Source organism: Microbulbifer elongatus (assembly GCF_020524885.1).
Lineage (GTDB): Bacteria > Pseudomonadota > Gammaproteobacteria > Pseudomonadales > Cellvibrionaceae > Microbulbifer > Microbulbifer elongatus_A.
This window is the reverse complement of the sequence record NZ_JAIVKJ010000001.1, coordinates 1,507,223-1,532,745: the sequence shown is the minus strand read 5'-3', so window position 1 is coordinate 1,532,745 and position 25,523 is coordinate 1,507,223. Positions and strand designations below refer to the sequence as shown.

Annotated in this window: 21 protein-coding genes; 16 read left to right on the top strand and 5 right to left on the bottom strand. The window is 58.4% G+C overall.

Annotated elements, in window-relative coordinates:
* The first annotated feature begins 23 nt into the window (after nt 1-23).
* From LC059_RS06495 to LC059_RS06470, 6 genes are all read left to right on the top strand, one after another.
* Nucleotides 24-1,451: an alginate export family protein gene (locus LC059_RS06495; protein WP_226702997.1), complete on the top strand. Its 1,428-nt coding sequence runs from the start codon at nt 24-26 to the stop codon at nt 1,449-1,451.
* Nucleotides 1,452-1,653: 202 nt separating this feature from the next.
* Complete coding sequence (locus tag LC059_RS06490) at nt 1,654-2,370, top strand: TVP38/TMEM64 family protein (protein ID WP_226702996.1); 717 nt, start codon at nt 1,654-1,656, stop codon at nt 2,368-2,370.
* Between the two features lie 109 nt (nt 2,371-2,479).
* Nucleotides 2,480-3,184, top strand: a complete 705-nt coding sequence (locus LC059_RS06485) for a TVP38/TMEM64 family protein (RefSeq protein ID WP_226702995.1) — start codon at nt 2,480-2,482, stop codon at nt 3,182-3,184.
* On the top strand, nt 3,184-5,433 hold the full coding sequence (locus tag LC059_RS06480) for a hypothetical protein (RefSeq protein ID WP_226702994.1): 2,250 nt from the start codon (nt 3,184-3,186) through the stop codon (nt 5,431-5,433). Before LC059_RS06485 ends, LC059_RS06480 begins: the two co-directional genes overlap by 1 nt.
* On the top strand, nt 5,430-6,719 hold the full coding sequence (locus LC059_RS06475) for a glycosyltransferase (protein WP_226702993.1): 1,290 nt from the start codon (nt 5,430-5,432) through the stop codon (nt 6,717-6,719). Before LC059_RS06480 ends, LC059_RS06475 begins: the two co-directional genes overlap by 4 nt.
* 36 nt (nt 6,720-6,755) lie before the next feature.
* Nucleotides 6,756-9,335 carry an endonuclease/exonuclease/phosphatase family protein gene (locus tag LC059_RS06470; RefSeq protein ID WP_226702992.1) on the top strand — a complete coding sequence of 860 codons (2,580 nt, stop codon included), beginning with the start codon at nt 6,756-6,758 and terminating at the stop codon, nt 9,333-9,335.
* 9 nt (nt 9,336-9,344) lie between these two features.
* Here the strand turns inward: LC059_RS06470 and LC059_RS06465 are convergent, their stop codons facing one another.
* Nucleotides 9,345-9,887, bottom strand: a complete 543-nt coding sequence (locus tag LC059_RS06465; protein WP_226702991.1) for a fused DSP-PTPase phosphatase/NAD kinase-like protein — start codon at nt 9,885-9,887, stop codon at nt 9,345-9,347.
* Nucleotides 9,888-10,019: 132 nt separating this feature from the next.
* On the opposite strand from LC059_RS06465, the gene LC059_RS06460 reads away from it, so the two are divergent.
* The 5 genes from LC059_RS06460 to LC059_RS06440 all read left to right on the top strand — a co-directional run bounded on the left by LC059_RS06460 (nt 10,020) and on the right by LC059_RS06440 (nt 12,163).
* The gene (locus tag LC059_RS06460; RefSeq protein ID WP_226702990.1) at nt 10,020-10,706 is read left to right on the top strand and encodes a Bax inhibitor-1/YccA family protein; all 687 of its coding nucleotides are present in this window, start codon (nt 10,020-10,022) and stop codon (nt 10,704-10,706) included.
* A gap of 76 nt (nt 10,707-10,782) precedes the next feature.
* A complete protein-coding gene (gene tusD / locus LC059_RS06455; protein ID WP_226702989.1) occupies nt 10,783-11,175 on the top strand; it encodes a sulfurtransferase complex subunit TusD in 393 nt (130 codons plus the stop codon).
* 4 nt (nt 11,176-11,179) lie between these two features.
* The gene (tusC, locus tag LC059_RS06450; protein WP_226702988.1) at nt 11,180-11,545 is read left to right on the top strand and encodes a sulfurtransferase complex subunit TusC; all 366 of its coding nucleotides are present in this window, start codon (nt 11,180-11,182) and stop codon (nt 11,543-11,545) included.
* Nucleotide 11,546: 1 nt separating this feature from the next.
* Nucleotides 11,547-11,822, top strand: coding sequence for a sulfurtransferase complex subunit TusB (gene tusB / locus LC059_RS06445; protein WP_226702987.1), 276 nt, complete (start codon nt 11,547-11,549; stop codon nt 11,820-11,822).
* Between the two features lie 5 nt (nt 11,823-11,827).
* A complete protein-coding gene (locus LC059_RS06440) occupies nt 11,828-12,163 on the top strand; it encodes a TusE/DsrC/DsvC family sulfur relay protein (protein ID WP_226702986.1) in 336 nt (111 codons plus the stop codon).
* A 118-nt stretch (nt 12,164-12,281) separates the two neighbouring features.
* Here the strand turns inward: LC059_RS06440 and LC059_RS06435 are convergent, their stop codons facing one another.
* Complete coding sequence (locus LC059_RS06435; RefSeq protein ID WP_226702985.1) at nt 12,282-12,695, bottom strand: secondary thiamine-phosphate synthase enzyme YjbQ; 414 nt, start codon at nt 12,693-12,695, stop codon at nt 12,282-12,284.
* A 69-nt stretch (nt 12,696-12,764) separates the two neighbouring features.
* Here LC059_RS06435 and trmA point away from each other — a divergent pair, with 69 nt between their 5' ends.
* Nucleotides 12,765-13,853 carry a tRNA (uridine(54)-C5)-methyltransferase TrmA gene (gene trmA, locus LC059_RS06430; RefSeq protein ID WP_226702984.1) on the top strand — a complete coding sequence of 363 codons (1,089 nt, stop codon included), beginning with the start codon at nt 12,765-12,767 and terminating at the stop codon, nt 13,851-13,853.
* A gap of 93 nt (nt 13,854-13,946) precedes the next feature.
* On the opposite strand, the gene LC059_RS06425 is transcribed toward trmA, so the two are convergent.
* The 3 genes from LC059_RS06425 to rmuC are packed head-to-tail and all read right to left on the bottom strand — an operon-like array spanning nt 13,947 to nt 16,762.
* Complete coding sequence (locus LC059_RS06425) at nt 13,947-14,411, bottom strand: DUF2489 domain-containing protein (protein ID WP_226702983.1); 465 nt, start codon at nt 14,409-14,411, stop codon at nt 13,947-13,949.
* Nucleotides 14,408-15,352 (bottom strand): AEC family transporter, encoded by a 945-nt coding sequence (locus tag LC059_RS06420; RefSeq protein WP_226702982.1) that lies wholly within the window; start codon nt 15,350-15,352, stop codon nt 14,408-14,410. Before LC059_RS06420 ends, LC059_RS06425 begins: the two co-directional genes overlap by 4 nt.
* A 3-nt stretch (nt 15,353-15,355) precedes the next feature.
* Complete coding sequence (rmuC, locus tag LC059_RS06415; RefSeq protein ID WP_226702981.1) at nt 15,356-16,762, bottom strand: DNA recombination protein RmuC; 1,407 nt, start codon at nt 16,760-16,762, stop codon at nt 15,356-15,358.
* A gap of 99 nt (nt 16,763-16,861) precedes the next feature.
* Between rmuC and murI the strand changes: the two genes are divergently transcribed.
* The 4 genes from murI (at nt 16,862) to LC059_RS06395 (ending at nt 25,436) form a co-directional block, all read left to right on the top strand.
* Nucleotides 16,862-17,695, top strand: coding sequence for a glutamate racemase (gene murI / locus LC059_RS06410; RefSeq protein ID WP_226702980.1), 834 nt, complete (start codon nt 16,862-16,864; stop codon nt 17,693-17,695).
* A gap of 137 nt (nt 17,696-17,832) precedes the next feature.
* Nucleotides 17,833-20,580 (top strand): PD-(D/E)XK nuclease family protein, encoded by a 2,748-nt coding sequence (locus tag LC059_RS06405; protein ID WP_226702979.1) that lies wholly within the window; start codon nt 17,833-17,835, stop codon nt 20,578-20,580.
* Nucleotides 20,577-24,101, top strand: a complete 3,525-nt coding sequence (locus LC059_RS06400; RefSeq protein WP_226702978.1) for a UvrD-helicase domain-containing protein — start codon at nt 20,577-20,579, stop codon at nt 24,099-24,101. The genes LC059_RS06405 and LC059_RS06400 overlap by 4 nt, the downstream gene beginning before the upstream one ends.
* A 261-nt stretch (nt 24,102-24,362) precedes the next feature.
* Complete coding sequence (locus tag LC059_RS06395) at nt 24,363-25,436, top strand: 3-deoxy-7-phosphoheptulonate synthase (RefSeq protein ID WP_226702977.1); 1,074 nt, start codon at nt 24,363-24,365, stop codon at nt 25,434-25,436.
* Nucleotides 25,437-25,523 lie beyond the last annotated feature (87 nt).

Below are 25,523 nucleotides of genomic sequence, written 5' to 3'. Positions count from 1 at the left end.
GTACGGCACGGTTGCGCTCCCGCATGACGACCTCCACCCCGAAAATTGGCGAACGCAAAATGGCCAAGGTGCTTTGCCGCGCATTAACACTTGCTATGGCGCTTTCGTTATCTTTCGCGGCCGCCGACGAGTTACCTCCACTAAAAAAGCTGCGCTACGAAGAAGACTATTCTGCGCTTCTGGAACAACCCACCCCACATTGCTGGCCGAATTGCTGGAAAGCGCTGCCGCTCTACAACCAGCATGGCGGCTTTCTCTCAATCGGCGGAGAAGTACGCCAGCGCTACGAGTACACCAACAACCCGACTTTTGGGCAGGACCCGCAAGACCGCCACGGCGTGTGGTTTCAACGTTACTCGCTGCTGGCAGACCTACACTGGAACTCCCAGTTTCGCCTATTCGCGCAACTCAACAGTGCGCTCGAAACGGGCCGCCGCGAAGGACCAAGTCCGGTCGATGAGGATCAGTTGAGCTGGCAAAACCTGTTTATGGATATTTCCTGGCGAACCGGAGACAACCAGTCCCTGACATTACGGCCTGGACGCCAAGAGGTCGTCCTCGGTTCGGGGCGCCTGGTAGACGTGCGCGAAGGCCCGAATGTTCGCCGTACTTTCGACGGCGCACGCGTGTTTTTCCTTAATCCAACCTGGCGCCTGGACCTGTTGGCAGCACGCCCGCGAGAAGACAACCCAGATATATTCGATGATGGAACCAACCATCAATTTGCCCTATGGGGGCTTTACACGAGCGGCGACCAGTTATTCAATTTTCCCGGCAAAGTCGATCTGTACTATCTCGGTTTCGAGGACAAAACGGCGGTGTATGTACAGGGTACCGGCAATGAAAGACGGCACTCTTTCGGAATGCGGATCTGGGGGGAACAAGCCAACTGGATTTGGAACTGGGAAACTCTGTACCAGAACGGGACTTTTGCTCATGGCGATATCCGGGCCTGGACGCTGGCGACAGAAACCGGCTATCGCTGGAACGATGTGAACTGGAAACCGCAATTGCGCTTGAGCATCAATATCGCCAGCGGTGACGACGACCCATTCGACCCAAAGTTGGGCACATTCAACCCAATGTATCCACGGGGCAACTACTTTTCTGAAGCCGCGGTGTTCGGACCACGCAATTTTTACAACTTCCACACCTTTCTCAATTTGATGCCCCATGACGCTTGGTCACTGACCGCCGACCTGAATTTCTTCTGGCGCCTGGAGACGGAAGACGGCTTGTACAGCCCGAGTGGACAGATCATTCGTCGTCCCAATGGGAGCGACAGCCACTTTGCTGCCAGTGCGCTCTCGCTTACGGCGGAATACACCTTTTCACGCGGTCTCGTATTCACTGCCATCCATACTTTTGGCCATCCAGAAGCCTTTCTGGAGGAAACCGGACCCAGCGATAATCTCGACTTTACCGAACTCACGCTGCAATACCGGTTTTGACCGGTCACTCGTCTGACTTCCGACCATGGTCTATACATTGGCCGTGTCTGCACTCATGATTCAGACCGAGTGACTCAGGTGCCGGGTGCTACTGACCACGGTGTCGGGGAAATGACCCAGCAGTGCCAGAAATTGCGCAAGATTCGACTAGGCTAAGAGAAAGCCGCGCCCTTATAGAGTGCGCTCCTCACGAGATGAAACTATGAAAGGGAAGCATGCCTCAGTGCTCTTCCTGGCGGCTTGCGTCGCCGGTGTCTGTGTCGGCCTGGGACTAATTTACTACTTCGACCTCGACGACCAGATCCTCGCGGTCCTGCAATGGCTCGAAAACCAGGGCTGGCACGCCAGTTTACTGTTCATTCTGATTATGGCGGCCGCCATCATTTGCCTGGCGCCAGGGGTAATTTTCACCATGGGGGCTGGCTTTGTATTTGGCGTGATAAAAGGCACCGTACTCGTGGTTGTCGGAACGGTGCTCGGTGCCGCAATTGCCTTTCTTATCGCACGCTATCTGTTTGGCCCGAGACCATCCAAATGGATCATGTCCAAAATCAAACCGGATAACATCGGTGAAATTATTCGCGATGAGGGCTGGAAAATGGTGATGTATACCCGCCTGGTGCCTCTATTCCCGTTCAAGCTTTCCAATTATTTCTTCGGCTTAACACCTGTCCGCTTCAAGGATTTCGTGCTGGGCAATTTTTTCGGCGTTATTCCGCTCACATTAACCAACGTATACATCGGGTCCATCGCTTCCGATCTCACAACACTTGGCAGCAGCGAGGTTGAGCGAACGCCGGTGGAGTGGGCACTCTATGCCACGGGCTTTGTATTGGCGATCGTGGCGTTGGTGGGGCTAACCCGCATGGCACGACGTGCGCTGGCACCACTGAAGGAGCAACGCCAGCGCGATACCTAGCTGACACAGGGGGCGTCACGCCCTCTTCTGATTGTCTAACCTAAAGAATGACGCCTGAAGTAATTCAGATCCCCCAATTGACCCATGGATAGCCAGGTACGGGAGTGGCGTGAAATTTAACCCACTATGGTTGGTGGTCATCTGTATCACGACGGTTGGCGTGGTGCTGGGCCTCCTACACTACTTCGATTTAGATGACCGTCTCATCGAGTTGATGCAGTGGATGGACACGCTCGGCTGGCAGGCTGGCGTTTGGTTTATGCTGGCTATTGCCGTGGCCATTGTCTTTCTGTTCCCCGGGGTGATATTCACTATGGGGGCAGGTTTTGTGTTCGGCGTGATCAAGGGCACCATCTATGTTGTGCTCGGTACCGTGCTCGGCGCCGCGATTGCATTCTTGATATCGCGCTACCTGCTCGGTGAGCGCGCTTCCAACTGGCTGCTGTCAAAGGTAAAGCCCGCCAACCTGGGAGAAATTCTGCGCGACGAAGGTTGGCGGATGGTGATGCTGACACGCATGGTCCCGTTGTTTCCATTCAAGCTGTCGAACTATTTCTTCGGTCTGACCCCGCTGAAATTTCGGGATTTTTGCATCGGGAACTTCATCGGCGTCATTCCCATCACAGTGAATAACGTCTACGTGGGCTCGATTGCCGCTGACCTGGCGAGCATTGGCACAGAGCGCAGCACCCGCACAAACACAGAGTGGGCGCTGTACGGCCTGGGCTTCTGCCTCGCCATCATTGCGATTATCGGCCTCACCCGAATGGCTCGCCGCGCCCTCAATCAGAAAATCGACGAAGGAGAGCTCTGATGCCCTGGATGAAATGGCTTCCCTGGCGGTTCTTCGTGCGAAAATTCGCCACCTCTCATGGATTCCTCGATCCGCTTACCCTGATGGCAAGAATGCAGAGATTTGCAGAGCCCTCTGAAGTAAGCGAACCGATAGAACTGTTGCGCGCGGGCGCGATTTTTCATGCACGCGCGCTGATCAACAGTAAGGTGATTCAGCACAATCTCGACTGGGTATGGCCCTATTGGATTGAGCGCCAGTTCGACCCCGCCGATGTTTCGTTCATTCCGCGCGCTTTTTCCATTACCCACTGCAACCTCAGCCATCGCAACTGGACAGCGGTTGGCGTGCCAGACAGTGAGGAAATGCCGATTGTCGATCCCCGCGGGCTGCTGATCCCCCACTACGACGGCTGGTCCATCGACAGCTGGGTGATCGGCGACGATGGCAGCGCCCTCTACCCGTCGCAAAGAGACGATGTTGACCAGCAGCTGGTGATGGACGATAAACTTGGGGTTGCCATCGATACCACCTCGTCCACAGAGTCCGCCGAGCTGAACTGTCGCGTGTGGGCGGAACTGAGCGACCGTAACAACAACTGCCACATGCGGCTGCGAGCGCAGCATCAGAGTGGCGGCTGGCTGGTGGTGTCCCTCAGGCCCTATAACCCTGAAGGGGTCGCCTTTGTGCACAAGGTGGTGCTTGGTGAAAACCGCGATCAGTGGCTGGTGGACGGCCGGAACAAGGTACTGTTTGATCGAGCGGTCGACCGCCACCATGCTTCCGACTATCGCCGCGGGGACATCTCTCTCTACCTGCGCGATGAATCCAATGAAACCCATGCGGAATGCGATGTGGGCATGGCAACAGCCGCGGCGCTATTTCGTATCGAGCCAGGCGAGACCGTCGACACGCTGTTGACGATCCCGCAGCACTGCAAGCTCACCACCCGCAACGCACGCACCAGCTGGAAGGAAAACCTGCAGAAACACTGCGTCATGAGTGTGCCCGACAGGGAAATGCAGTTCCTCTACGATGCCGCAGTGCGCTCGCTGATTTTGCATTCCCCCCACGACGTCTATCCCGGGCCCTACACCTACAAGCGATTCTGGTTCCGCGATGCGGCGTTTATGATCCAGTCGCTACTGCATGCGGGATTGCTGGACCGTGCCGAACGTGCGCTGGAGCGCTTCCCGTCGCGTCAGAAACGCAATGGCTATTTTCACTCGCAGGATGGCGAGTGGGATTCGAACGGCGAGGCCCTGTGGATCATCGACCAGTACTGCAGGATTACCGGTAACAATCTGAAAGCGGAGTGGGTAGACCCGGTTCTGCGCGGGACCCAGTGGATCCATAACAAACGCCTGCCGAAAGATGGCAGCCTGACCGGCGGACTATTGCCCGCGGGGTTCAGCGCGGAGCACCTTGGGCCCAACGACTGTTATTTCTGGGATGATTTCTGGGGTATTGCCGGGCAGTTATCCTCCGTCGCCATCTGCCGCCGCGAAGGACACACACAGGATGCGGACATCTTCCAGCATCAGGCCGATGACTTCATGCTCACCGTAGACCAGGCACTGGAGAAATGCGCCGAGCGCCTGAATCGCCCGGCCATGCCCGCCTCCCCCAAGCGCAGGCTGGATGCCGGTGCCATCGGCTCGATTGCCGCAGGCTACCCGCTGAAGCTGTACCCGGAAGACGATCCGCGCCTGCTGGACCTGGCGGAATTCCTGATGGAGAACTGCTTTGTTTCCGGTGGTTTTTTCCAGGACATGATTCACTCGGGCATTAACGCATACCTCACTATTCATGTTGCTCAGGTATTACTGCGCGCAGGTGATCGCCGCTGTATTGACCTGATGCGCAACGTGGCCAAACTGGCCTCTCCCACCGGTCAATGGCCGGAGGCGATACACCCGCACTCTTTCGGCGGCTGTATGGGCGACGGCCAACACGCGTGGGCGGCGGCGGAATGGGTCACCATGCAACGAAATTGTTTTGTACGCGAAGAAGGTGACACCCTGATTCTGGCCTCTGGCCTGCCTCCGGAATGGCTGAATGACACCGGCGCGCAGAAACCAATCCGCTTCGGTCCGGCTCCCACGCATTTCGGATCTATATCTCTGGAAATCACTCCGGGGGAGAAGCCCCGCATCTCCTGGACCGGGAAATGGCACGGTGAGGCACCGACAATTGAGGTTCGCGCCTTCGATTATCAGCCTGTGGTCGCCGAGAGCGGTGTTGAAATGCTGGAGTTGCAGCCCAAGTGAACATCGTCATGCTCACCAATACCTACCTTCCCCATGTGGGCGGGGTAGCACGCTCTGTGGATGCTTTTTGCCGGGAGTACCGCAAACGCGGGCATCAGGTGCTCGTTGTGGCGCCCGAGTTTTCGGAGAAAGTAGAAAACGAAAAGGATGTGGTGCGCATTCACGCGATACAGAATTTTAATGGCAGCGACTTTTCCGTCGCCTTGCCGCTTTCTGGAGAGCTGACCGAGCAGCTGGACTTTTTCGAGCCGGATCTGGTGCACTCGCACCACCCCTTTCTGCTGGGTATGACCGCCCTTCGCATCGCCCGTGGCCGCGAACTGCCGCTGGTGTTTACCCATCACACACTGTACGAGCGCTACACCCATTACGTACCCGCAGATTCCGAAGCGCTGAAGAGGTTTGTGATCGAACTGGCCACGCGTTATGGCAATCTCGCAAGCATGGTGTTCGCACCCAGTGAAAGTGTTGCCGACCTGCTGCGAGAGCGCGGCGTCACTACGCCGATCAATGTGGTGCCGACTGGGGTGAAACTCCAGGACTACCAGAATGGCGACGGGCCGGCCGCACGCGCGCAGTACGGCATTCCCGAGGAAGCCTTTGTAGTCGGCCATCTGGGTCGACTGGCGGAGGAGAAAAACCTCGGCTTTCTGTCTGAAGCGGTGCTGGAATTCATGGTGCGCAATAAACATGTGCACTTTCTTGTGGTTGGAACCGGCCCCATGCAATCTCAAATCGCCGACCTGTTCACCGCCCAGGGGATGAGCGATCGCCTGCACCTTACCGGGACGTTACAAGGCGAAGCTCAGCGGGATGCCTACAGCGCGATGAATGTGTTCGGCTTTTCCTCCACCAGTGAAACACAGGGCATGGTACTCACCGAAGCCATGGCTGCCGGCGTGCCCGTGGTCGCACTGGACGCAAGCGGCTGCCGGGAAGTCGTTGACGACCGGATCAACGGCCGCCTGGTACTGAAGCACAGCACCCGGGATCTGATAGCCGCGCTGCAATGGGTCTACGACCTCCCCGAAGACGACTATGAAAGACTGTGCAACTCAGCACTGATTACCGCAGAGCACTTTTCCATGGAGAACTGCGCCTCTGCGGCGATCAAGCACTACGAATCACTGGTGCACCAGCATTGGCCGCTGGACGACTCTCTCTACGCCCAGTGGATGCGCTTGCGCAATATGATCGGCGCGCAGTGGGAAATACTCGAGGGTGTCACCAGCGCCGCCACCGCCGCGCTGGATCCGGACCATTCCGGAAAAAGCGGCACACAATAACCACCATAAACCGAAAACTGTAATGGACTGCTCCCCATGATGACCCGTATCGAGAGCACCCTGCGCCGCTGGCGCCGCCGAATCAGCCGCAGCGAGTGGCTGGCGCGGATGCTCAAGCTACAGATCAATGAACGGGAACCGGATGCACCGGCGCTGGTACTGATCCAGATTGATGGTCTCGCCCGTCCGCAGCTCGACAAGGCACTGGCAGACGGAAAAATGCCCTTCCTGAAAAAACTGATCGAGCGGGAGCATTACCATCTCGACCATATGTATTCCGGAGTCCCTGCCACGACTCCCGCGGTGCAGGCGGAAATTTTCTACGGTGTAAAGGCGGCTGTACCTGCCTTCGGGTTCATGTCCACTGACTCGCAGGAAATGCTGCGAATGTATGAATCCAACGCCGCCAATAAAGTCGAGAAACAGCTAACCGATGCCGGGCACGAACCGCTGCTGAAACATGGCAGCTGTTACGTGAGCGTATTCCGTGCCGGCGCAGAGCACGATGAATCGCATTTTTGCCCCGCTTCTCAGGGCTGGGGGTCGTCCCTGAAAGAAGCCGGCCCACTGGCGCTAATTATGATGGTGCTGGCAAACCTGTGGAGCGTGATACGCACCCTCGGCCTGTTGCTACTCGAGTTTGTACTGTCGCTGGTGGATTTTTTACGCGGTCTTGTCTCCGGCGAGGACTTTCTGCGCGAGCTGATGTTTATCCCCACGCGTATCGCCATCACCATTCTGATGCGTGAGCTCTCCACCGTTGGGGTAAAAATCGATATCGCCCGGGGTCTGCCGGTCATTTACATCAACCTACTCGGCTACGACGAGCAGGCCCACCGGCGTGGCCCCAGCTCCAAGTTTGCGCACTGGACGCTCAAGGGTATCGACGATGCCATCGGGCGAATCTGGCGCGCCGCACACCGCTCGTCGCGCCGACACTACGACGTGTGGATCTACTCCGACCACGGCCAGGAAGACAGCATCCCTTACGAGACGCAACAGGGGCGCAGCTTCGCCGATGCGGTAAGCGATGCGCTGTCTGAGTTGCCGGAGAATCCCAAAGGCTATCGCGCCAGCGGAGAACAGGGCGTGCAGCTACAGCGGGTGCGGCTATTTGGCGGCCAGTGGGTGCAGAAGCTGTTTCCAATCAAAGACCCGGAAGATCGCCTTGAGGGCGAGGCGCCCATGGCCCTGTCCGCCATGGGCCCCCTCGCCCTGCTCTACAACATCCATTGCAAGGGCACCGCGCCGGAAAAAATCGCTCAGCTGATTGTCGAGAAAACCCACGCCCCGATGGTGCTCTATGAGGACAAGAGCGTAACCGAGCCAGGCCCCGATGGCGAAGCCCTCACCAAAGTGCGTGGCTGGTGGCGCCATGGGGCCATTTCGCTGCCGGAAGATGGCCTCAAAATCATGGGCGAGGAACACCCCTTCGCGAGTGAAGCCGCAGAAGATTTAGCCAACCTCTGCCGCCACCCGGACGCCGGCGACTTCGTCGTAAGCGGGTGGTGCGCCGGGCACCAGAGCATCAGCTTTGCCATAGAGTCCGGCAGCCATGGCGGCGCCGGCCCAAATGAAACCCATGCGTTCGCACTCATGCCGGGCGACATCCACTTTCCAGACAATGGACTGGATCACTGGCGTCCGAAGGATATCCGTAACGCGGCGCTTGAATTCCTGAAGGCGCAACCGGCACAGCAATTAAAATCACCACCCGCAGTCAGCTTCTCGCAGGATGCCTCGACCTCATCCACCGCGCAAAGCACAACGGCCAACGCATCCTTGGCCGCGGAACCGAAACAGCCGGATCCCGATGAGAATGCATCCGCACAAAAACAGGTAACCAGCAAAAACCTGCGGGTGATGACCTACAACGTGCATATCTGCAAAGGCATGGATGGCAAGATATCGCCAGAGCGGATCGCGCGCGTCATCGCGCGCTACTCGCCGGATATAGTGGCACTTCAGGAAGTAGACGTGCGTCGCAAACGCACCGGAAAGATTGACCAGGCGCATCAGATCTCGCGCCTGCTGGCTATGGACTGCCACTTTCAGCCGGCCATGCATCTGGAAGACGAGCGCTACGGGGATGCCATCATGTCACCGCACCCACTGCGCCTGATCCGCAAAGATATTCTTCCCGGCCCTTCAGAGCGTTCCTTCCATCACGGACGCGCGGAGCCCCGCGGCGCACTGTGGATGGAAGTGGACTTTCACGGTACGCCCATTCAGATCTTCAACACCCACCTCGGACTGTCCAAAGGCGAACGCCTGAGGCAAGTGGATGCGCTGATTGGTGAGGGATGGATGGGCGGTGCAGACTGCCCGCGCCCAAGGATACTGGTCGGCGACTTCAACGCCCTGCCCGGCTCCAGCGAGATCCGCAAGCTGACCGAAGTCCTCGACGACACCCAGCTCAAACTGCCGGGCCACAAGCCCAAAGGCACATTTTTCAGTCGCCTGCCAAAGGCACGCATCGACTATGTGTTTGTGGAGCGCGAGCTGGCGGTCAACAACATCCATGTGCCACGCAGTGAGCTCACCCGCCTGGCGTCAGACCACCTACCGCTCATCGTCGATATCAAGGTCGACGTGAGCGTTCAGGACGACCACTAAGTTTCCGCCTCACTGAAACAGTGCGCGGACCTGAGCCTCACGGGATGGACGCATGCCGGTGGTACGACCTTCCTCGATAGCGATCTCCAGGGGGATGCCCTTGCGCGCACGATAGATAGCCCAGGCCGCACCCACGCGATTACCACTGCCGCAGTGCAGCAGTATCGGCGCCGCATCCTGGTCCTCCAACAGCTCTGCCAGGCGGGCAATCTGCTCGCCGGTGGGCGCGCCTTTGGCAATCGGCAGGTTCACATAGGTCATCCCGGCCGCCTCCACCGCAGTGCGTTCTTGCTCTGTTCCCTCTTCCGGCGTGCGCAGGTCAATGATCGTACGAAAGCCCTTCTCCTTGAGAGACGGCACCTCCTTGAGATCTATACTGCCACCGGTGGCAAGAAAGGGACGCAGGCGATTGTAATTCGCCACTTCCGCCCCCATCTTGTCTCCAAATGGGACCTGGGTGGACTCCGCGGTATCTGCCGCCTGAGCGTGACCCCAGGTGGTGGCCAGTACGGCCAGCATGATGAAAGAAAGCAGGGTTTGTAGTGATTTCATTTTCTATACTCCCGTTTGCGCGCTATTTTGCCCCAAATTTTGTAATACAGTCGAACCCAGCGCCTACTTGAAGGTCTAAAGCGCTGGTTATATGATCCCGAAAGATTTCATATTCACTTCCAGGAGACGCTAATGCGCCAAGAAGTCTATACACAGTCCGCCGGAGCGCTGGATCGCTCAGAATCCGCCAAGGTACTGCGTAACACCTATGCACTGCTAGCCATGACTGTACTGTTTAGTGCGGTCACCGCAGGTGTATCCATGGCCATCGGCATGGGCCGCGGCATGAGTCTGATCTGCTCCATCGCCGCCATCGCCCTGGTATGGTTTGTGCTGCCACGCACCGCAAACTCCGCTTCTGGCGTCGGTGTGGTATTTGCCTTCACCGGCCTGCTGGGCGCCTCCCTCGGCCCAATGCTGAACCATTACCTGGGTCTCGCCGGCGGCGGCCAGATCGTAATGCAGGCACTGGGTACCACCGCGCTGATCTTCTTTGCCCTGTCCGCCTATGTGCTGACCACCCGCAAAGACTTCAGCTTTATGGGCGGCTTCCTGTTTGTTGGCCTGATTGCGGTACTGGTGTGTGCACTGGGCCTGATCATCGCCAGCTTCTTCGGTGTACACATGCCGTTGGCAAGCGTTGCCCTGAGCGGCGTAATTGCCCTGCTGTTCTCCGGCTTCATCCTGTATGACACCAGCCGTATCGTGAACGGCGGTGAGACCAACTACATCATGGCCACCACCTCACTGTACCTGAACATCCTGAACCTGTTCACCAGCCTGCTGCACATCTTCGGCTTCGCCTCTGGCGACGACTGATCAGCCCGCTGAGCAAGTTCACACAGTGCCCCGCTCCGCGGGGCATTTTTTTATCGGTACGCAACGCGGATCTGCCATGAAGTTCACCCTGGTCGTCTACGGCGCCCCCCACGCCTCCGAGGGCGCAGCAACCGCTCTTCGGTTTGCCCGCGCGCTTTTACAATCGGACCACGGCATCTACCGGGTATTTTTCTATGGCGACGGCGTGCACGGTGGAAGCGCCCTCTCCGCCCCGCCACAGGATGAGCAGAACCTGCTAGGTCAGTGGCAGGAGCTGCAAAGCGCACATGACCTGGACCTCACCATCTGCATTGCTGCTGCCCAGCGCCGGGGTGTACTGAGCAGCAGCGAAGCCTCGCGGCTGGAAAAGCCGGCGGGCAATCTGGCGGACGGTTTCGAACTGGCGGGGCTCGGTCAGCTGGCGGAAGCTGCTGCGGTCAGCGACCGCCTTGTGACCTTTGGAGGCTAAGCGCATGCCCCAAAGCAAATCCATTCTCGCCCTCTGCCGCCACGCCCCTTACGGTAATGCCCTTGCCCGCGAGGGACTGGAAGCCGTGCTCGCCTGCGCGGCTATGGACCAGATTCCCGAAGTGCTGTTTATCAACGACGGCGTTTTCCAGCTGCTGGAACAGAACCCCGAAGCCATCGGTGAGAAGAACCTGCGCAGAAATCTTCAGGCTTTGCCCATGTTCGGCGTAGAGACCCTGCATATCTGTAAAAAGAGCCTGGAGGATCGGGGATTAACGCCAGACCAGATTACCGTCGCCGGCGCGGAGCTGAAATTTCTGGACAACCCCGGTGCATTTATTGCCAACTTCGACCAGGTACTGAGCTTTTGATATGACCCTGCATATTGTTAATCAGTCTCCCCACGCCAACAACGCGCTCGGCGACTGCCTGCAAGCCTATGTCGAGGGCGATGCACTATTGCTGATCGAAGATGGCGTATACGCTGCGACGGGCCAGCATGACTTGCCGGAAAGCAATGTCTATTGCCTGAAAGCCGATGCCGAAGCGCGCGGGATCTCGATCAAGTCCCCCATTGAAGGTGTCGACGAGGTACGCTGGGTATCCCTATGTACCGAGCACAATCCTATCGTCAGCTGGTTCAAGTGAGTGCAATGAGCAACCTGATAATAGACGGGCGTGAGATCCCGCTGGACAAAGAAGGCTTCCTGCGTAACCTGGAAGACTGGAGCCCGGCAGCGGCCGAGGCACTCGCGGCGCAGGAAGGTATCGAACTGACCGAGGACCACTGGGATGTGATTCGGCTGCTACAGGCGTTTTACAAAGAATTTGAGCTGTCCCCTGCCATGCGTCCGCTGGTGAAATACGTCGGACAGCACCTGGGGCCGGAGAAAGGTCGCAGCATCTTCCTGATGAAACTCTTCCCCCCTAGCCCCGCCAAGATCGGCAGCAAGATTGCCGGATTGCCCAAGCCGACCAATTGTCTCTGAGTCACAACCTGCTAAAAACCCTATACGCCTGCTGTTTGGGTAGCAGCTTGCCCTGCAAGCGAATCTACCGTGTGGGCCTTTGTTCGCCTGCAAGGCAAGCTCCTATGGGGAGTGTTGTTTAACTTCCAAGATGCGCAATCACCCGGCGCTTGCCCGCATGGTAGCGGTGTTCCCAAAGGTATATTCCTTGCCAGGTTCCCAAGGCCAGGTGTCCGTCAATCACCGGGATACTCAGGCTGCTCGCGGTCAGCGCGGCCTTGATATGCGCAGGCATATCGTCAGGCCCCTCTAGCGTATGCGTGTACAGCGGGTCATTTTCTGGCACCAGCCGGTTCAACCAGTTCTCGAGGTCCACCCGCGCACTGGGGTCGGCATTCTCCTGAACCAGCAGGCTCGCGGAAGTATGCTGTATAAACAGCGTACAGAGGCCGTCGCCGCCATAACTCTGACCTGCCAGCCAGCGCTCTACCTCCCGGGTAAATTCGTGCAGCCCCTGGCCGCGCACTACAATTTCCAGCTGACCTACGGCCATTGCCCTACTCCTGTCACTCTTCGCGTATAATCCGCGCCCGATTCAATCCACCTGTTACGGCTCTTTCTCATGGCTCTTCACCGCGTAAATACCGACGACTACCAGCAGCAACTGGACCAGAAAGTAGACCGTCTGCGCGAAGCATACACCCCGTTCACCAGCCTGACCCCGGAAGTGTTCCCCTCCCCACCCAGTCATTATCGCCTGCGTGCGGAATTCAAAATGTGGCAGGAAGGCGGCCGCGTGGACTACGCCATGTACAAACAGGGTGAATACAAAAAGCCGTTTGTGATTGAAGAGTTTACCGTGGGTTCCCGGCGTATCAACGAATTGATGCCACCACTGCTCGATGCCATCAACCAGAGCGAGATATTGCGCAAGCGGCTGTTCTGCACCGAGTTCCTGACCACCCTCAGCGGTGACGCCCTGATCACGCTTATCTACCACAAGCCGCTGGATGAGACCTGGGAACAGGAGGCGCGTGCACTGCAGGACCTACTGGGCGTGCCCATTCTTGGCCGCTCGCGCAAGCAGAAGCTGGTACTGGACCGGGACTATGTCATCGAGAAACTGGACATTGACGGGCGCACCTATCAATACAAACAGGTGGAAGGCAGCTTCACCCAGCCCAATGGTGAGATCTGCCGCTCCATGATCCAGTGGGCGCGGAGCTGCTGTGAAGACGAATCCGGGGACCTGCTGGAGCTCTACTGCGGCAACGGCAATTTCACGATCCCCCTGGCGGAAAAGTTCCGCAAGGTGCTGGCAACGGAAATTTCCAAGGTGTCAGTGAACTCAGCGCAGGAAAATATCGCGGTAAACGGCGTGGATAATCTTTCTATTGTGCGCCTCTCGAGCGAGGAGTTTACCCAGGCCATCGACAAGGTGCGCCCGTTTCGCCGCCTGAAAGATTTCGACCTGGACAGCTACGACTTTTCAACCGTGCTGGTTGATCCACCCCGTGCGGGGCTGGATGCGGATACCTGCGCGATGATTGCGCGCTATCCGCGTATTTTGTACATCTCGTGCAATCCGCAGACACAGCTGGAAAACCTTGAAGAGCTGACCAAAACTCACAAGATTGAGCGGTTTGCAATTTTCGATCAGTTTCCTTACACAGATCACACCGAGTCGGGCGTTCTGCTGGTCAGGAAATAATCTCAAGAAAGCGACTGTAAAAAAGATCTTAACAAGAGTCACCCACAACGGCTCACTGTATAGCACTGGATCCCGGCATTGCCGGGATCCACATCAGAAATTCCGCCCAAGAATCCGCTTGGCTGCGTCCAGCGCAAAGTCCCGGTACTCGGATTCCACCCTCGCCATCTCTTTCTCGAACGCAAACTGTTCTTTGCGCGACAGCTTTTTCCAGTCCTCGAGAATCGGGATGTGGCTGGTCTGGTCCGCCACCTTGTAAAACGCCACGAATTCCTCTTTAACCGTCGGCGCCACCTGCAGGGAATCCAGCAGCACGCGGATCCGCAGCGAGGCTTCTGTTACCCCGACACCTTCGTCGAGTAGCGTTTTGGCAATAATCTGAATACTGGTGTTCACGCGTTCACGCTGCGCCTCGGCCGCCGCGTCAATTTCCTCCAGCCGCTGTTGCTGGCGTTTGCGCGCATTGCGCAATTCCAGGCAGTAGTAGGTCGCCACCGCAGACAGTACAAAAATGATGAGCCCGGCAATTACCAGTATCCATACAGGGACTTCAGTCATGGGAGATACACCTTCAACAATGCCAGCCCGAGGCTCGCAGTAACAATAGAAAACAGGGTGCTGATCGCGACGATATTGGCGGCAAGTTGGCTATTCCCACCCAGCGCGCGCGCCATGATAAACGATGCCGATGCGGTAGGTGCCGCCGCCAACAAGAACAGGATTGCCAGCGCCTGCCCATCAAGCCCGAACACCAGCCCGACACCTACAAGCACCGCGGGTACTACCAGCAATTTAAACGCACTGGCCATAAACGCGCCGAAGGAGCTGCGGCGTAACATACTGAGATCCAGGCTGGCGCCAATGCACAGTAGCGCCAACGGCAGGGTCACGGAGGCCAGGTATTCTCCCGTCTGCACAATCATCTGCGGCAGCTGGAGGCCGACCGCCTTCGCTATCAAAGCAAGTACAATCGCCACGATCAGCGGGTTGCGCAGAATATCCTTGCCGAGTTTCGCCCAACTGAACTTCGCTTTCTGGCTATAAACCGCAAACAGAGCCACAGCGGCAACGTTATAAAAAATGGTGATCACCGCCATCAATAGTGCGGCCTGCGCAAGCCCCGAGGGGCCATAGGCGTTCGCCGCCCAGGCGAGCCCGATAATACCGAGGTTGCCGCGGAACGCGCCCTGGATAAAGGCACTGCGATCGCCATGCTCCAGTGGTCGCGCGAATACCCACGCAAGGGGCACGGTAAGTACCGTGCCGATCAAGCCAGCAAGCAATAACGGCCACTCATCACCGAGACGCGCTTCAGAGGCGAAGATATTGAAAAACAAGAGTGCCGGCAGGGTAACCAGAAATACCAGCTTGGAGGCGTCGTCAACAAAAGACTCACTGAGCAGCTTGACTCGCGCGAGCCCGTAGCCCACCAGCAATGTAAGAAAAATCGGCGCGGTAACCGAGAGCGCGAAGGAAAATGTTTCCAGGATGGCGTCCAAGGCTTATTCCACTTCGCTCTCTGCAAGTTCTTTTACCGCTTCTGTCTCTCGCTCCGGCGCCGGCAGTTTGTGGCTGTCCTCCGCCTTCTCCCGCAGGTCCGCTGCAATCTGCTTGCGGGTCTTGGCACCGAGCTTACGCAGGCTGTCGATGCGCTTCACCGCATTACCACGGCCAGTGGCCAGGCGCTTGTAAGTCTCCTGGAAGGCCTCATCGGCCTGGCGGATACGGCCGCCCAGGTTATCCAGGGATTCCAGCACCAGCGCGAACTGGTCGTGGAGTTTGCCGGCTTCATCGGCAATTTTTTCCGCGTTTTTGTTCTGCTTTTCGTACCGCCAGATATTTTCTACGGTGCGCAGGGTCGCCATCAGGCTGGTGGGGCTCACCAGTACGATCTGACGCTCATAGGCGTAGCGGAACATCTCCGGGTCTGCCTGCATGGCGAGCATATAGGCCGCCTCGATGGGCACGAAGATGAACACGAAATCCAGGGTGCGCACCCCTTCCAGCTGCTCGTAGGCTTTCTTGTTGAGCCCGGTGATATGGGCACGCAGGGAGTTGACGTGCTGCTTGAGAGCCTGGGTACGCTCTTCGTCGGTCTCGGCGGAGGCATAGCGCTCATAGTCCACCAGCGAAACTTTGGAATCGATAATCAGGTCCTTATTTTCCGGCAGACGCACAATTACATCCGGCTGGCGGCGGCGCCCATCCGCAGTGCTGTCTTTCAGGGAAACCTGGGTTTCGTACTCGCGCCCCTTCTGCAGGCCCGATTCTTCCAGAAGACGTTCCAGTACCACCTCGCCCCAGTTGCCCTGGATCTTACGGTCGCCCTTGAGCGCTGAGGTCAGGTTCAGGGCCTCGTCACTGATACGCTGGGTCTGCTCACGCAGAGCCTTGATCTGACCCAGCAGGCTATTGCGCTCCGCATTCTCGCGGTCGTACACATGCTCCACCCGCTTGCGGAAATCGCCGAGCTGGCGCTCCAGCGGATCCAGGCTCTTGCGCAGGCTGTCTTCGCTGCGGCGCTGGAAGGCCTGCTGCTTCTCTTCAAAGATTCGGTTGGCGAGGTTTTCGAACTGCTGGGTCATGGCAGCTCGAGTCTGCTCCAGCTGCTGTTTCTGCTCTGCAAGGGCCGCCTCACCCTTTTCCACCAGCACCTGATAGCGCGCCAGCTGCTGGGACTTGCTGCCCGACTCATCCCGCAACTGCTGTACCTCCAACCCCAACTTGGCCTCGCGCTCCAACGCGCTGGCCAGCTGCGCCGCCCCGATCTGCTGCTCTGCCTGCAGTGCGCGCAGCTGACTCAGCAGCCGCGACCGCCCGGCCCACACCGCCAGCAACAGCACGGCGAATACCACCACGCCGGCCACAATGGCTTGTTCCAGGGAGATTTGCAGGGGAAACCAGGTCATAGAAATCACTTAAACTTATTAGAAGTCGCCGGCTCAGGTATCCTTACCGGCGCCAATCCAATACGGGACACAGGCATTAGCGGGGAAGCAGGACTTTAGATGCCAAACACAAGCGGCCATTTTAACAGGGCCCCAAGTGCATTGATATTCGATTCCGGGGTCGGGGCGATCAGTATCGCGCGGGAGATCCGCCGTCAGATCCCAGGCCTGACCTTACACTTTGGTGTCGACAACGGATTCTACCCCTACGGCAACAAGTCCGAGGAAGCCCTTCGCCCGCGTATCGTCCAGTTTGCCAGGGCCATGATGGAAAAAAGCCAGGCGGACATGCTGGTAGTCGGCTGCAACACCGCCAGCACACTGGCGCTGCCAGAGTTGCGCGAAGTTCTCGACCGGCCGGTGGTCGGTGTGGTGCCGGCCATCAAGCCCGCCGCTGCCGAAACCCGCAGTGGCACCATTGCCCTGATCGCTACCGAGGGCACCGTCAACCGCATCTATACCCGGGACCTGATCCGGCAGTTTGCCAATGGCCAGCGGGTGATCAATGTCCCGGCGCCGGAGCTGGTCCGGCTTGCAGAAGCCAAACTGCGCGGGGAGACGATAACCGCCGAAGACCTGGCACCGGTACTGCACCGCATCTTCGATACCGCCGGTGGGGACAAGGTGGACATAGCCGTGCTTGCCTGTACCCATTTTCCTCTGCTGCGGGAAGAACTGGACACTTTTGCACCACGACGTATTCGCTGGCTCGACTCAGGGACCGCCATTGCCCGTCGCGTACGCTGGTGGCTCAACGAACTTAACATGGATCTGCCGGACCGCCCCGCACCAAGCATGCTGCTGACCAGCGCAGAAGACACAGACCAGCGGATTGCCCTCGCCTTCTCGGAGTTTACTCCGGAGTGCCATGTAGTTACCGACTGCGCAAAATAACGAGATACACGCTCCAAGGTTGACACCGCGCCGCTAACACGAGACTGTCAAAAGGCGATAATTTCTGCTTTTGACAATGCAACACCAGCACCCTAAAACACAACAACAAGCAACGAATAATCAGGCCCACCAATCCCATGCTGCAACCGGCATTTCCCGTACTGGAAATCTTTTCACAACAGCCCGACGGTGCTCTGCTGCTGACACCCAACAACCGTCTGCGCAATCGCTGCCAACAGGTCTTCGCCAGTCACCAGCCGACTAACGCCTGCTGGACACCGCCACCGGTGGAATCCCTGCAGGGCTGGCTCGACAAACAGTGGTTCCAGTTGCAACAACAGGGCTGGCAACCCGCGCTCAAACAGGTACTCAATCGTGAGCAGCGCCAGCTGCTTTGGCAAAAGGCCCTGGACGAGGCGCTGGACCGCGCATTACTGAACAGTACGCAGCTCTGTCGCGATGCCGACACCGCACTTTCCCAGCTACTGCAATGGAAATTGATTGAGGACCTCAACCAGCTTGATAGCGCCCTCGAACCGCTGCTGGATCAATTTGCCCTGTCACTGGATCTCACCGCCTTCCCGTTGTTTGCCATGATTCGCGCATTTGCCGCGCAGATGCTGCCACACAATGCCATCACGCCGGACCAACGGGATGTCCTGATCCTGCGAGCATTCGAAGAAGGCGTTCTGGAAAAACTACCGCACATCGACACGGCCGGGTTTGCGCAGATATCGCCTTTGCACCGCTCGATCATCGACAGTGCGGCAACCGAGGTTGTGGACCACGCGGGGATGAAGCGCAGCGCGCGGATCGCCGCAGCTCCGTGCCAGAACCTGGAGCAGGAGCTGGTACAGGCCGCGCGCTGGGCCGCTGACAAGCTGCAGCAGAATCCGCGCGATAGCGTGGGAATCGTAGTCAACAACCTGGGGCAATGCCGCGGCCTGGTAGAGTCGGTGTTTGCCCGTATTCTCGAGCCGCAATTCCTCGACCCCGCACAACCGCGATACACCCTGCCCTTTAACTTTTCTGCCGGTACGCCGCTGGCACAGACTCCAATTGGCAGCGCTGCGCTGCAATTGCTCGATCTGCTGGCAGACGAGTGGGACTACTCGCAACTGCGCAACCTGCTGTTTAACCCACTGTGGGGCGGCGAACAGGAACTCTGCCTACGCACGGCGCTATTCCGCCGGCTGCAGAAAATGGAGCTGCGCCGCGTGGACGGTGCCACACTGCGCTATTGGGCAGAGCGTATTACCGAGGAGCTCCGAGCTCCAGACGCGCAACTTCCCGCTCCTGAATTGCCCGGGCAACTGGAAAAACTTGGAGACTGGCAGCGCCGCTGGCAAAAAGCACCCGCAGAAATCTGGGCCGCACGTTTTTCGCAGGTACTGGAAACCCTGGGCTGGCCCGGCAACCGCAACCCGGACAGTCAAGAATACCAGCAATTGATGCACTGGGAGAGTGCCCTGGAGGACTTCGCCGGGCTATCCGGATTCTCCGGTACCCTGACCCTGACCCAGGCCTTGCAGCAGCTGCGCCAAATTGCAAACCGCACCCCCTTCCAGGCTGAGACCCGTGATGGCCCGCTACAGATTCTCGGTGTACTGGAGGCCGGCGGCCTCGCGTTCGACCACCTGCGCCTGGTGGGTTTTGGCCAGCAGCAGTGGCCCACAGCACCCGCGCCCAACCCTTTGCTCCCCATTCAATGGCAAAAGCACTGGAAGATGCCGCGCGCCAGCGCAGAGCGCGAGCTGGAGCTTGCCCGCGAGCTAACCCACGACCTGCTGAACGCCAGCACCGATATCGTGGTCAGTTATGCCGCAGAAGAGGACGGCGTCCACCAGGGACTGAGCACCCTGTTTGGCGAACTCGAATCCACCGCAATACTGGATACCGACGCGCTTTCGACACATCTGCACGACCTCACCGATGCCGTCGTCTTAGAAAAAGTACCGGACGCGCAGCTGCCACCACTACTGCCCGCGGAATGCGAGCGTGTGCGCGGCGGCGCGTCGGTTCTGAAAGCCCAGGCGCTTTGCCCCCTGAACGCACAATTGCGCTACCGCCTGGGTGCACAGCATTTTATGGAGCCAACCGTCGGACTCAGCCCCGCCGAGCGCGGCAATGTCGTTCACCAGGTACTGGCAGAATTCTGGCAGGCATGCGGCACGAGTGAAAAACTGCACGCAATGGGAGAGCAGGAACGCACCGAACAGATCCATTCTGCGATCGAAAGTGCGCTGCGCAGTGCGCGCAAAAAACACGGCCACCTTCCCATCGGTTTCTGGGAGATCGAGCTGCAGCGGCTTGAGCGTCTGGTGCAACAGTGGCTAGATCTTGAAACAAACCGCCCAGCATTTACCGTGGAAAAAATCGAGTGGGACCAGCAGGTGTCCATTAACGGGCTGCAGTTCAATCTTCGCCTCGACCGTTTGGATACTCTCGTTTCCCAAGCTGTCTCAACCAGCGACATTGCCCCACAGGCACTGGTCATTGATTATAAAACCGGGCAACCAAGCATCAACGACTGGCTGCAGAATCGTATTCGCGAACCTCAGCTCCCCCTGTACGCACTCTTTCAACAGAATGCCCATGCCATCGCCTTTGGCCAGGTGCGCACCAGTGACTGCAAATGGAAAGGTTGCGGTGAACTACAGCAACCCATCGACGGCATTAAAGCGGTAGCCGACACCCAGAAGGACTCCCCCTTCACTACATGGCAGGATCTGGTGGACCACTGGCAACAAGGCCTCGAATTGCTCGCCGGTGAATACAGCAATGGGGTCGCCACCCTGCAGTTTGACCGCAAACAGGACAACACCAATCAAACGGAACTCTGGCCCCTTAACCGCTGGCCGGAGCGGGAGCAGGCAGCGCAATGAGCCACGCAGCAACACCAGAACATACTTTGTCGCAGTCCAAGCAGCCCATCGATGCCGATGCCCGCGCCCGCGCGCTGGATATCACCAGGAGCTTTGCCGTTTCTGCACCTGCGGGCTCCGGCAAGACCGGCCTGCTGACCCAGCGCGTGCTGAAATTACTCGCCGCTTGCCAGCAACCGGAAGAAGTACTGGCGATTACGTTCACCCGCAAAGCCGCTGGCGAGATGCGCGAGCGCCTGATCGAAGCGCTGCAACATGCGAGAGACAACGAGCGCCCCGATAACCCCCACGACGCCATCACCTGGGATTTGGCCCGCGCCCTGTTGGCGCGGGATCGGGGGCTGAAGTGGCAACTGCTGCAAATGCCCCAGCGCCTGCGAATACAGACCATCGACGGCCTGTGCCGCAGCCTCGCCAGCCAGCTACCCATCGAAAGTGGCCTTGGTGCTCCTGGAGAGCCGCTGGAACAGACCCAGGTCGCATTTGAAATGGCCGTCGTGAATCTGCTCAAGCAGCTGGACGGGGACAAACCGGATGAAGCGCTGCAACAGTTGCTGCTGCATCTCGACAATGACCTGGGCCAGTTGAACAAGCTGCTGCAGATACTGCTCGAAAAACGTGACCAGTGGCTGGGGCCCATGCTCGACGTCGGTCAACAGGGCTCGCAGGATTACTTTCACTTCGCCATCGATGAGCTTGTGAGCGAAAACCTGTCGAGTCTCGCTGAACAACTAAAGGGATACGGCGGTGAACTGGCAGAGCTCGCACGCTATGCGGCGAAGAACCTGCAGAAAGACAAGCCCGGCCACCCCCTGAGTGTCTGTGCAGACCTGGATTCACTCCCGGGTACCGACAGCAGTGACTTGCCACTTTGGCTGGCGCTGACCGAGTTGCTGTTAACCGGAACGGGCACGCCACGAAAGTCCGTGGACAAACGCATCGGCTTTCCGCCAGTCGATAAAAAGGACCCCGAAACCGCACTCGCCGACGAATACAAGGCCCGCATCAAGGATCTGCTTTCGGAAGTTGCTGCCAACGATGAACTGCTCGCCGCGCTCAACGAGACGCGCAAGCTACCCAATGGCCTGCAGCAAAGCCAGTGGGAACTGCTGCAAGCCCTGGCCGAGGTGCTCCCCAGGCTGGTGGCGCAACTCAAAGTCGTGTTCCAGCAGCTTGGCGCAACCGACTACACCGAGGTCGCCCAGGCCGCACTGATCGCGCTTGGCAACAGCGACGCGCCAACGGATCTGGCCCTGAAGCTCGACCTGCAGACTAAACACATATTGGTGGACGAATTCCAGGACACCTCGCAGATGCAGCTGCAGCTACTGGAAAAACTCACCGCCGGCTGGGAGCAAGGTGACGGGCGCACACTGTTTATCGTGGGTGACGGCATGCAATCCTGCTACGGGTTTCGCAATGCCAACGTGGGCATCTTCCTCGACGCTCGAGCCCGCGGCATCGGCCACGAGGACAATCGGGTAGCACTGGAGCCCCTGGACCTGCAGGTGAACTTCCGCTCGGAAAGCGCGGTAGTGGAATGGGTCAATGACACCTTCGCACGGGCATTCCCCAGCGAGGACAATATCAGCCGCGGTGCGGTGAAATACCTGCAGTCGCACGGATTCAAAGGCAGCAAGTGGCCGGCACCGGCGGTGAACTTTTACGGTTGCGTCAACGACGACAACCGCGACCTGGAAGCGGAACAGGCGGTACGCCTTGTGCAACAGTTGCGCGCGCAGGACCCAGATGGTCGCGTGGCAATACTGGTGCGCAAGAAAAAACACCTGGGCCGTATTCTTCCCGCGCTCAGCGCCGCCGGCATTCCGTTTCAGGCGCCTGACCTGGCCCCGCTCGCCAGCAAGATGGTGGTGCTGGACCTGTTGAGCCTCACCCGCGCCATGTTAGACCCCAGCGACCGCATCGCCTGGCTCTCGGTATTGCGTGCGCCTTGGTGCGGCTTGCAACTGCCAGACTTGTTCACGGTGGCCAACTACGGCAACGGCAACGGCAGCCCCGGCGAACAGTCGTACAAGGGCCCGACAGACACCAGCGCAAGGCCAATTCTGCAGACGCTTCAGGACTGCGCCAGCAGTATGGTGGAAATCCCGCTCCTCAGCGAGGATGGCAAGCATCGCCTGCAACAGTTCGCCACGCCACTACTACAGGCATGGCAGCAACGTGGACGCAAACCACTTCGACTCTGGATTGAAGGGCTTTGGCTGGCGCTGGGTGGGCCGGCTACGGTTGCCCACAAGTCCGATCTGGATAACGTACAGGATTTCTTCCAGCTGCTGGAGAAGTACGATACCGGTAGTAGCATCGCCGACTGGGCGCAGTTTCAACACGCGCTGGAAAAACTCTTCGCTCGCCCCGGCGACGATGCAAGCGTGCAGGTAATGACGATTCACAAATCCAAGGGACTGGAATTCGAGCATGTGCTGATTCCCGGCCTGGACCAGGGCGGCAAGCCCGGCGGCGACCAATTGTTGCGCTGGGCCGAGTGGCTGAACAGCGCCGGTGAAAGCCGCTTCATGCTCGCCCCGAAAAGTGCTCGCGGTGACAGCGACCCGCTGTTTGACTACCTAAAACACGACAATAACGAACGCGAACGCCTTGAAGGCACCCGCCTGCTCTATGTCGGTTGCACCCGCGCTATTCGATCGTTGCACCTGCTGGCTTGTGTGCAGCGGGATGAAAAGAAAGGCACCCTGAGGGCGCCGGGTTCCGCCTCGCTCCTCGCCGGTATCTGGCGAACCATCAGTGATAATGAAAATTCCGACTGGTGCCAATGGCCAGAAGCACCCGAACAGGTAGATCAGGCGGGATCTTTCAGCGGCGATTACGATTATCTTTTGCGCCTGCCGGCCATCTGGCAAGCGCCGGCCCTCCCCCGGCGGGAATTTCTGACCGAATACCGCACCCCCGATTACCGCCCGCAGGAAACCGACGAACCGAACCTGCCGGAGATGGGCCAGGTTGCCCAGCGCTGGTTCCGCCACTCCGGTACTGTGGCCCATGAAACCCTCGCCACATTGAGTGAAAACGCAAACTGGAAGGAAGTGGCTCCGCACCAGCTCGCCGAATCCCTACGCCCCCTGTGGCAGCTGCGGTTGAAGCAGCTGGGTATAAACGGCAGCAAGCTAGTGGATGCAATGGAGAAAGTGGAACAGGCGATCCTGCGCACCCTCTGCTGTGAACAAGGGCGTTGGGTACTGGATTGCGACCATGAGGCATCTGCGGCTGAACTGGAACTGCACAGTGGCGGTCGCCAGCTGCGTAGATCAATCATCGACCGCACTTTCGTGGATCGGGACGGCAGCCGCTGGATCATCGATTACAAGACAGCCGAGCCCGCCGGCGAAGAGAGCCCGGACCAGTTCTACGCCGAGCAACTCGAACGCTACCGTAAGCAGCTAGATGGCTACCGCAAACTGTTTTACCTGCGCGGTGAAACCGCTATCCGCTGCGCCCTGTACTTCCCCTTGATGCAGGCCCTGGTGGAGCTGCCACCAGAGTAGTCATACAAAAAATACAGGCCCACCAGTCGGTGGGCCTGTCCTACCCCCGCCCCATTGAAGCCACCTGCGAAACAACCTCATCCCAAACAGCACCGCTTTAACCGGATAGAGTTCCCACCTTCGCGCGAAATTCGTGACATCTAAAACTGTTTCAAATGAAACCCTAGCCCTCTTTCCCGCCACTGGTTAGCATAACTGCCCCGCACAGCATGATTGCGGGCAAGGACGCGACCAAATTATTGAATAAGTAGTGACTTAAACATGACCACGCAGCAGTTTGACGACTTAAATGTCGTTTCCCAGGACATTCTGATTACCCCGGAAGCGCTGAAAACGGAACTGCCCGTCAGCGAGGCTGCCGAAGCTTCAGTAGCCGCCGGCCGCGCCGCAGTGCGCGATATTCTGGACCGTAAAGACCACCGTCTGATGGTTGTCATCGGCCCCTGTTCCGTTCACGACGTGGATGCGGCCATCGACTATGCCAAGCGCCTCCAGGCGCTGGCCGAAAAGGTCTCAGACACCCTGCTGATCGTCATGCGCGTGTATTTTGAGAAGCCCCGCACCACTGTGGGCTGGAAAGGCCTGATCAACGATCCGCACCTGGACGACTCGTTCAAGATCGAAGATGGCCTGCACATCGGCCGAAAGCTCCTGCTGGACATCGCCGAGCTGGGTCTGCCCACCTCCACCGAGGCACTCGACCCGATCTCCCCGCAGTACCTGCAGGACCTGATTTCCTGGTCCGCGATCGGCGCGCGCACCACTGAATCCCAGACTCACCGGGAAATGGCCAGCGGCCTCTCATCCGCAGTGGGCTTCAAGAACGGTACCGACGGCAGCCTGGAGGTGGCCATCAACGCCCTCCAGTCCACCGCCAACCCACACCGTTTCCTGGGTATCAACAAGGAAGGCCAGGTCGCCATCATCCACACTGCCGGCAATAAATACGGCCACGTTGTGCTGCGCGGTGGTAACGATAAGCCCAACTATGATTCCGTCAGTGTTGCGGTTTGTGAGAGAGAGCTGGAAGATGCCGGCCTGGTAGCGAACATCATGGTGGATTGCAGCCACGCCAACTCCAACAAAAATCATGAACTGCAGCCGCTGGTAGTGGATAACGTTACCCACCAGATCCTGGATGGCAACAAGTCCATTATCGGCATCATGGTGGAGAGCAACCTGAAAGCCGGCAACCAGAAGATCAACAAGGACCGCAGCCAGATGGAGTATGGGGTTTCCGTTACCGACAAGTGTATCGATTGGGAGACTACCGAGAAGCTGCTGCTGGGTATGGCTGAGCAGCTGCGCGAACCGCTGAAGGCGCGCAACGGGTAAAATTTGCGATATCCTACTCCCCAGAAAAAAAAGGCCGGCATTGCCGGTCTTTTTTTATCTATCGAAATCACGCATCAGCAGTAATCA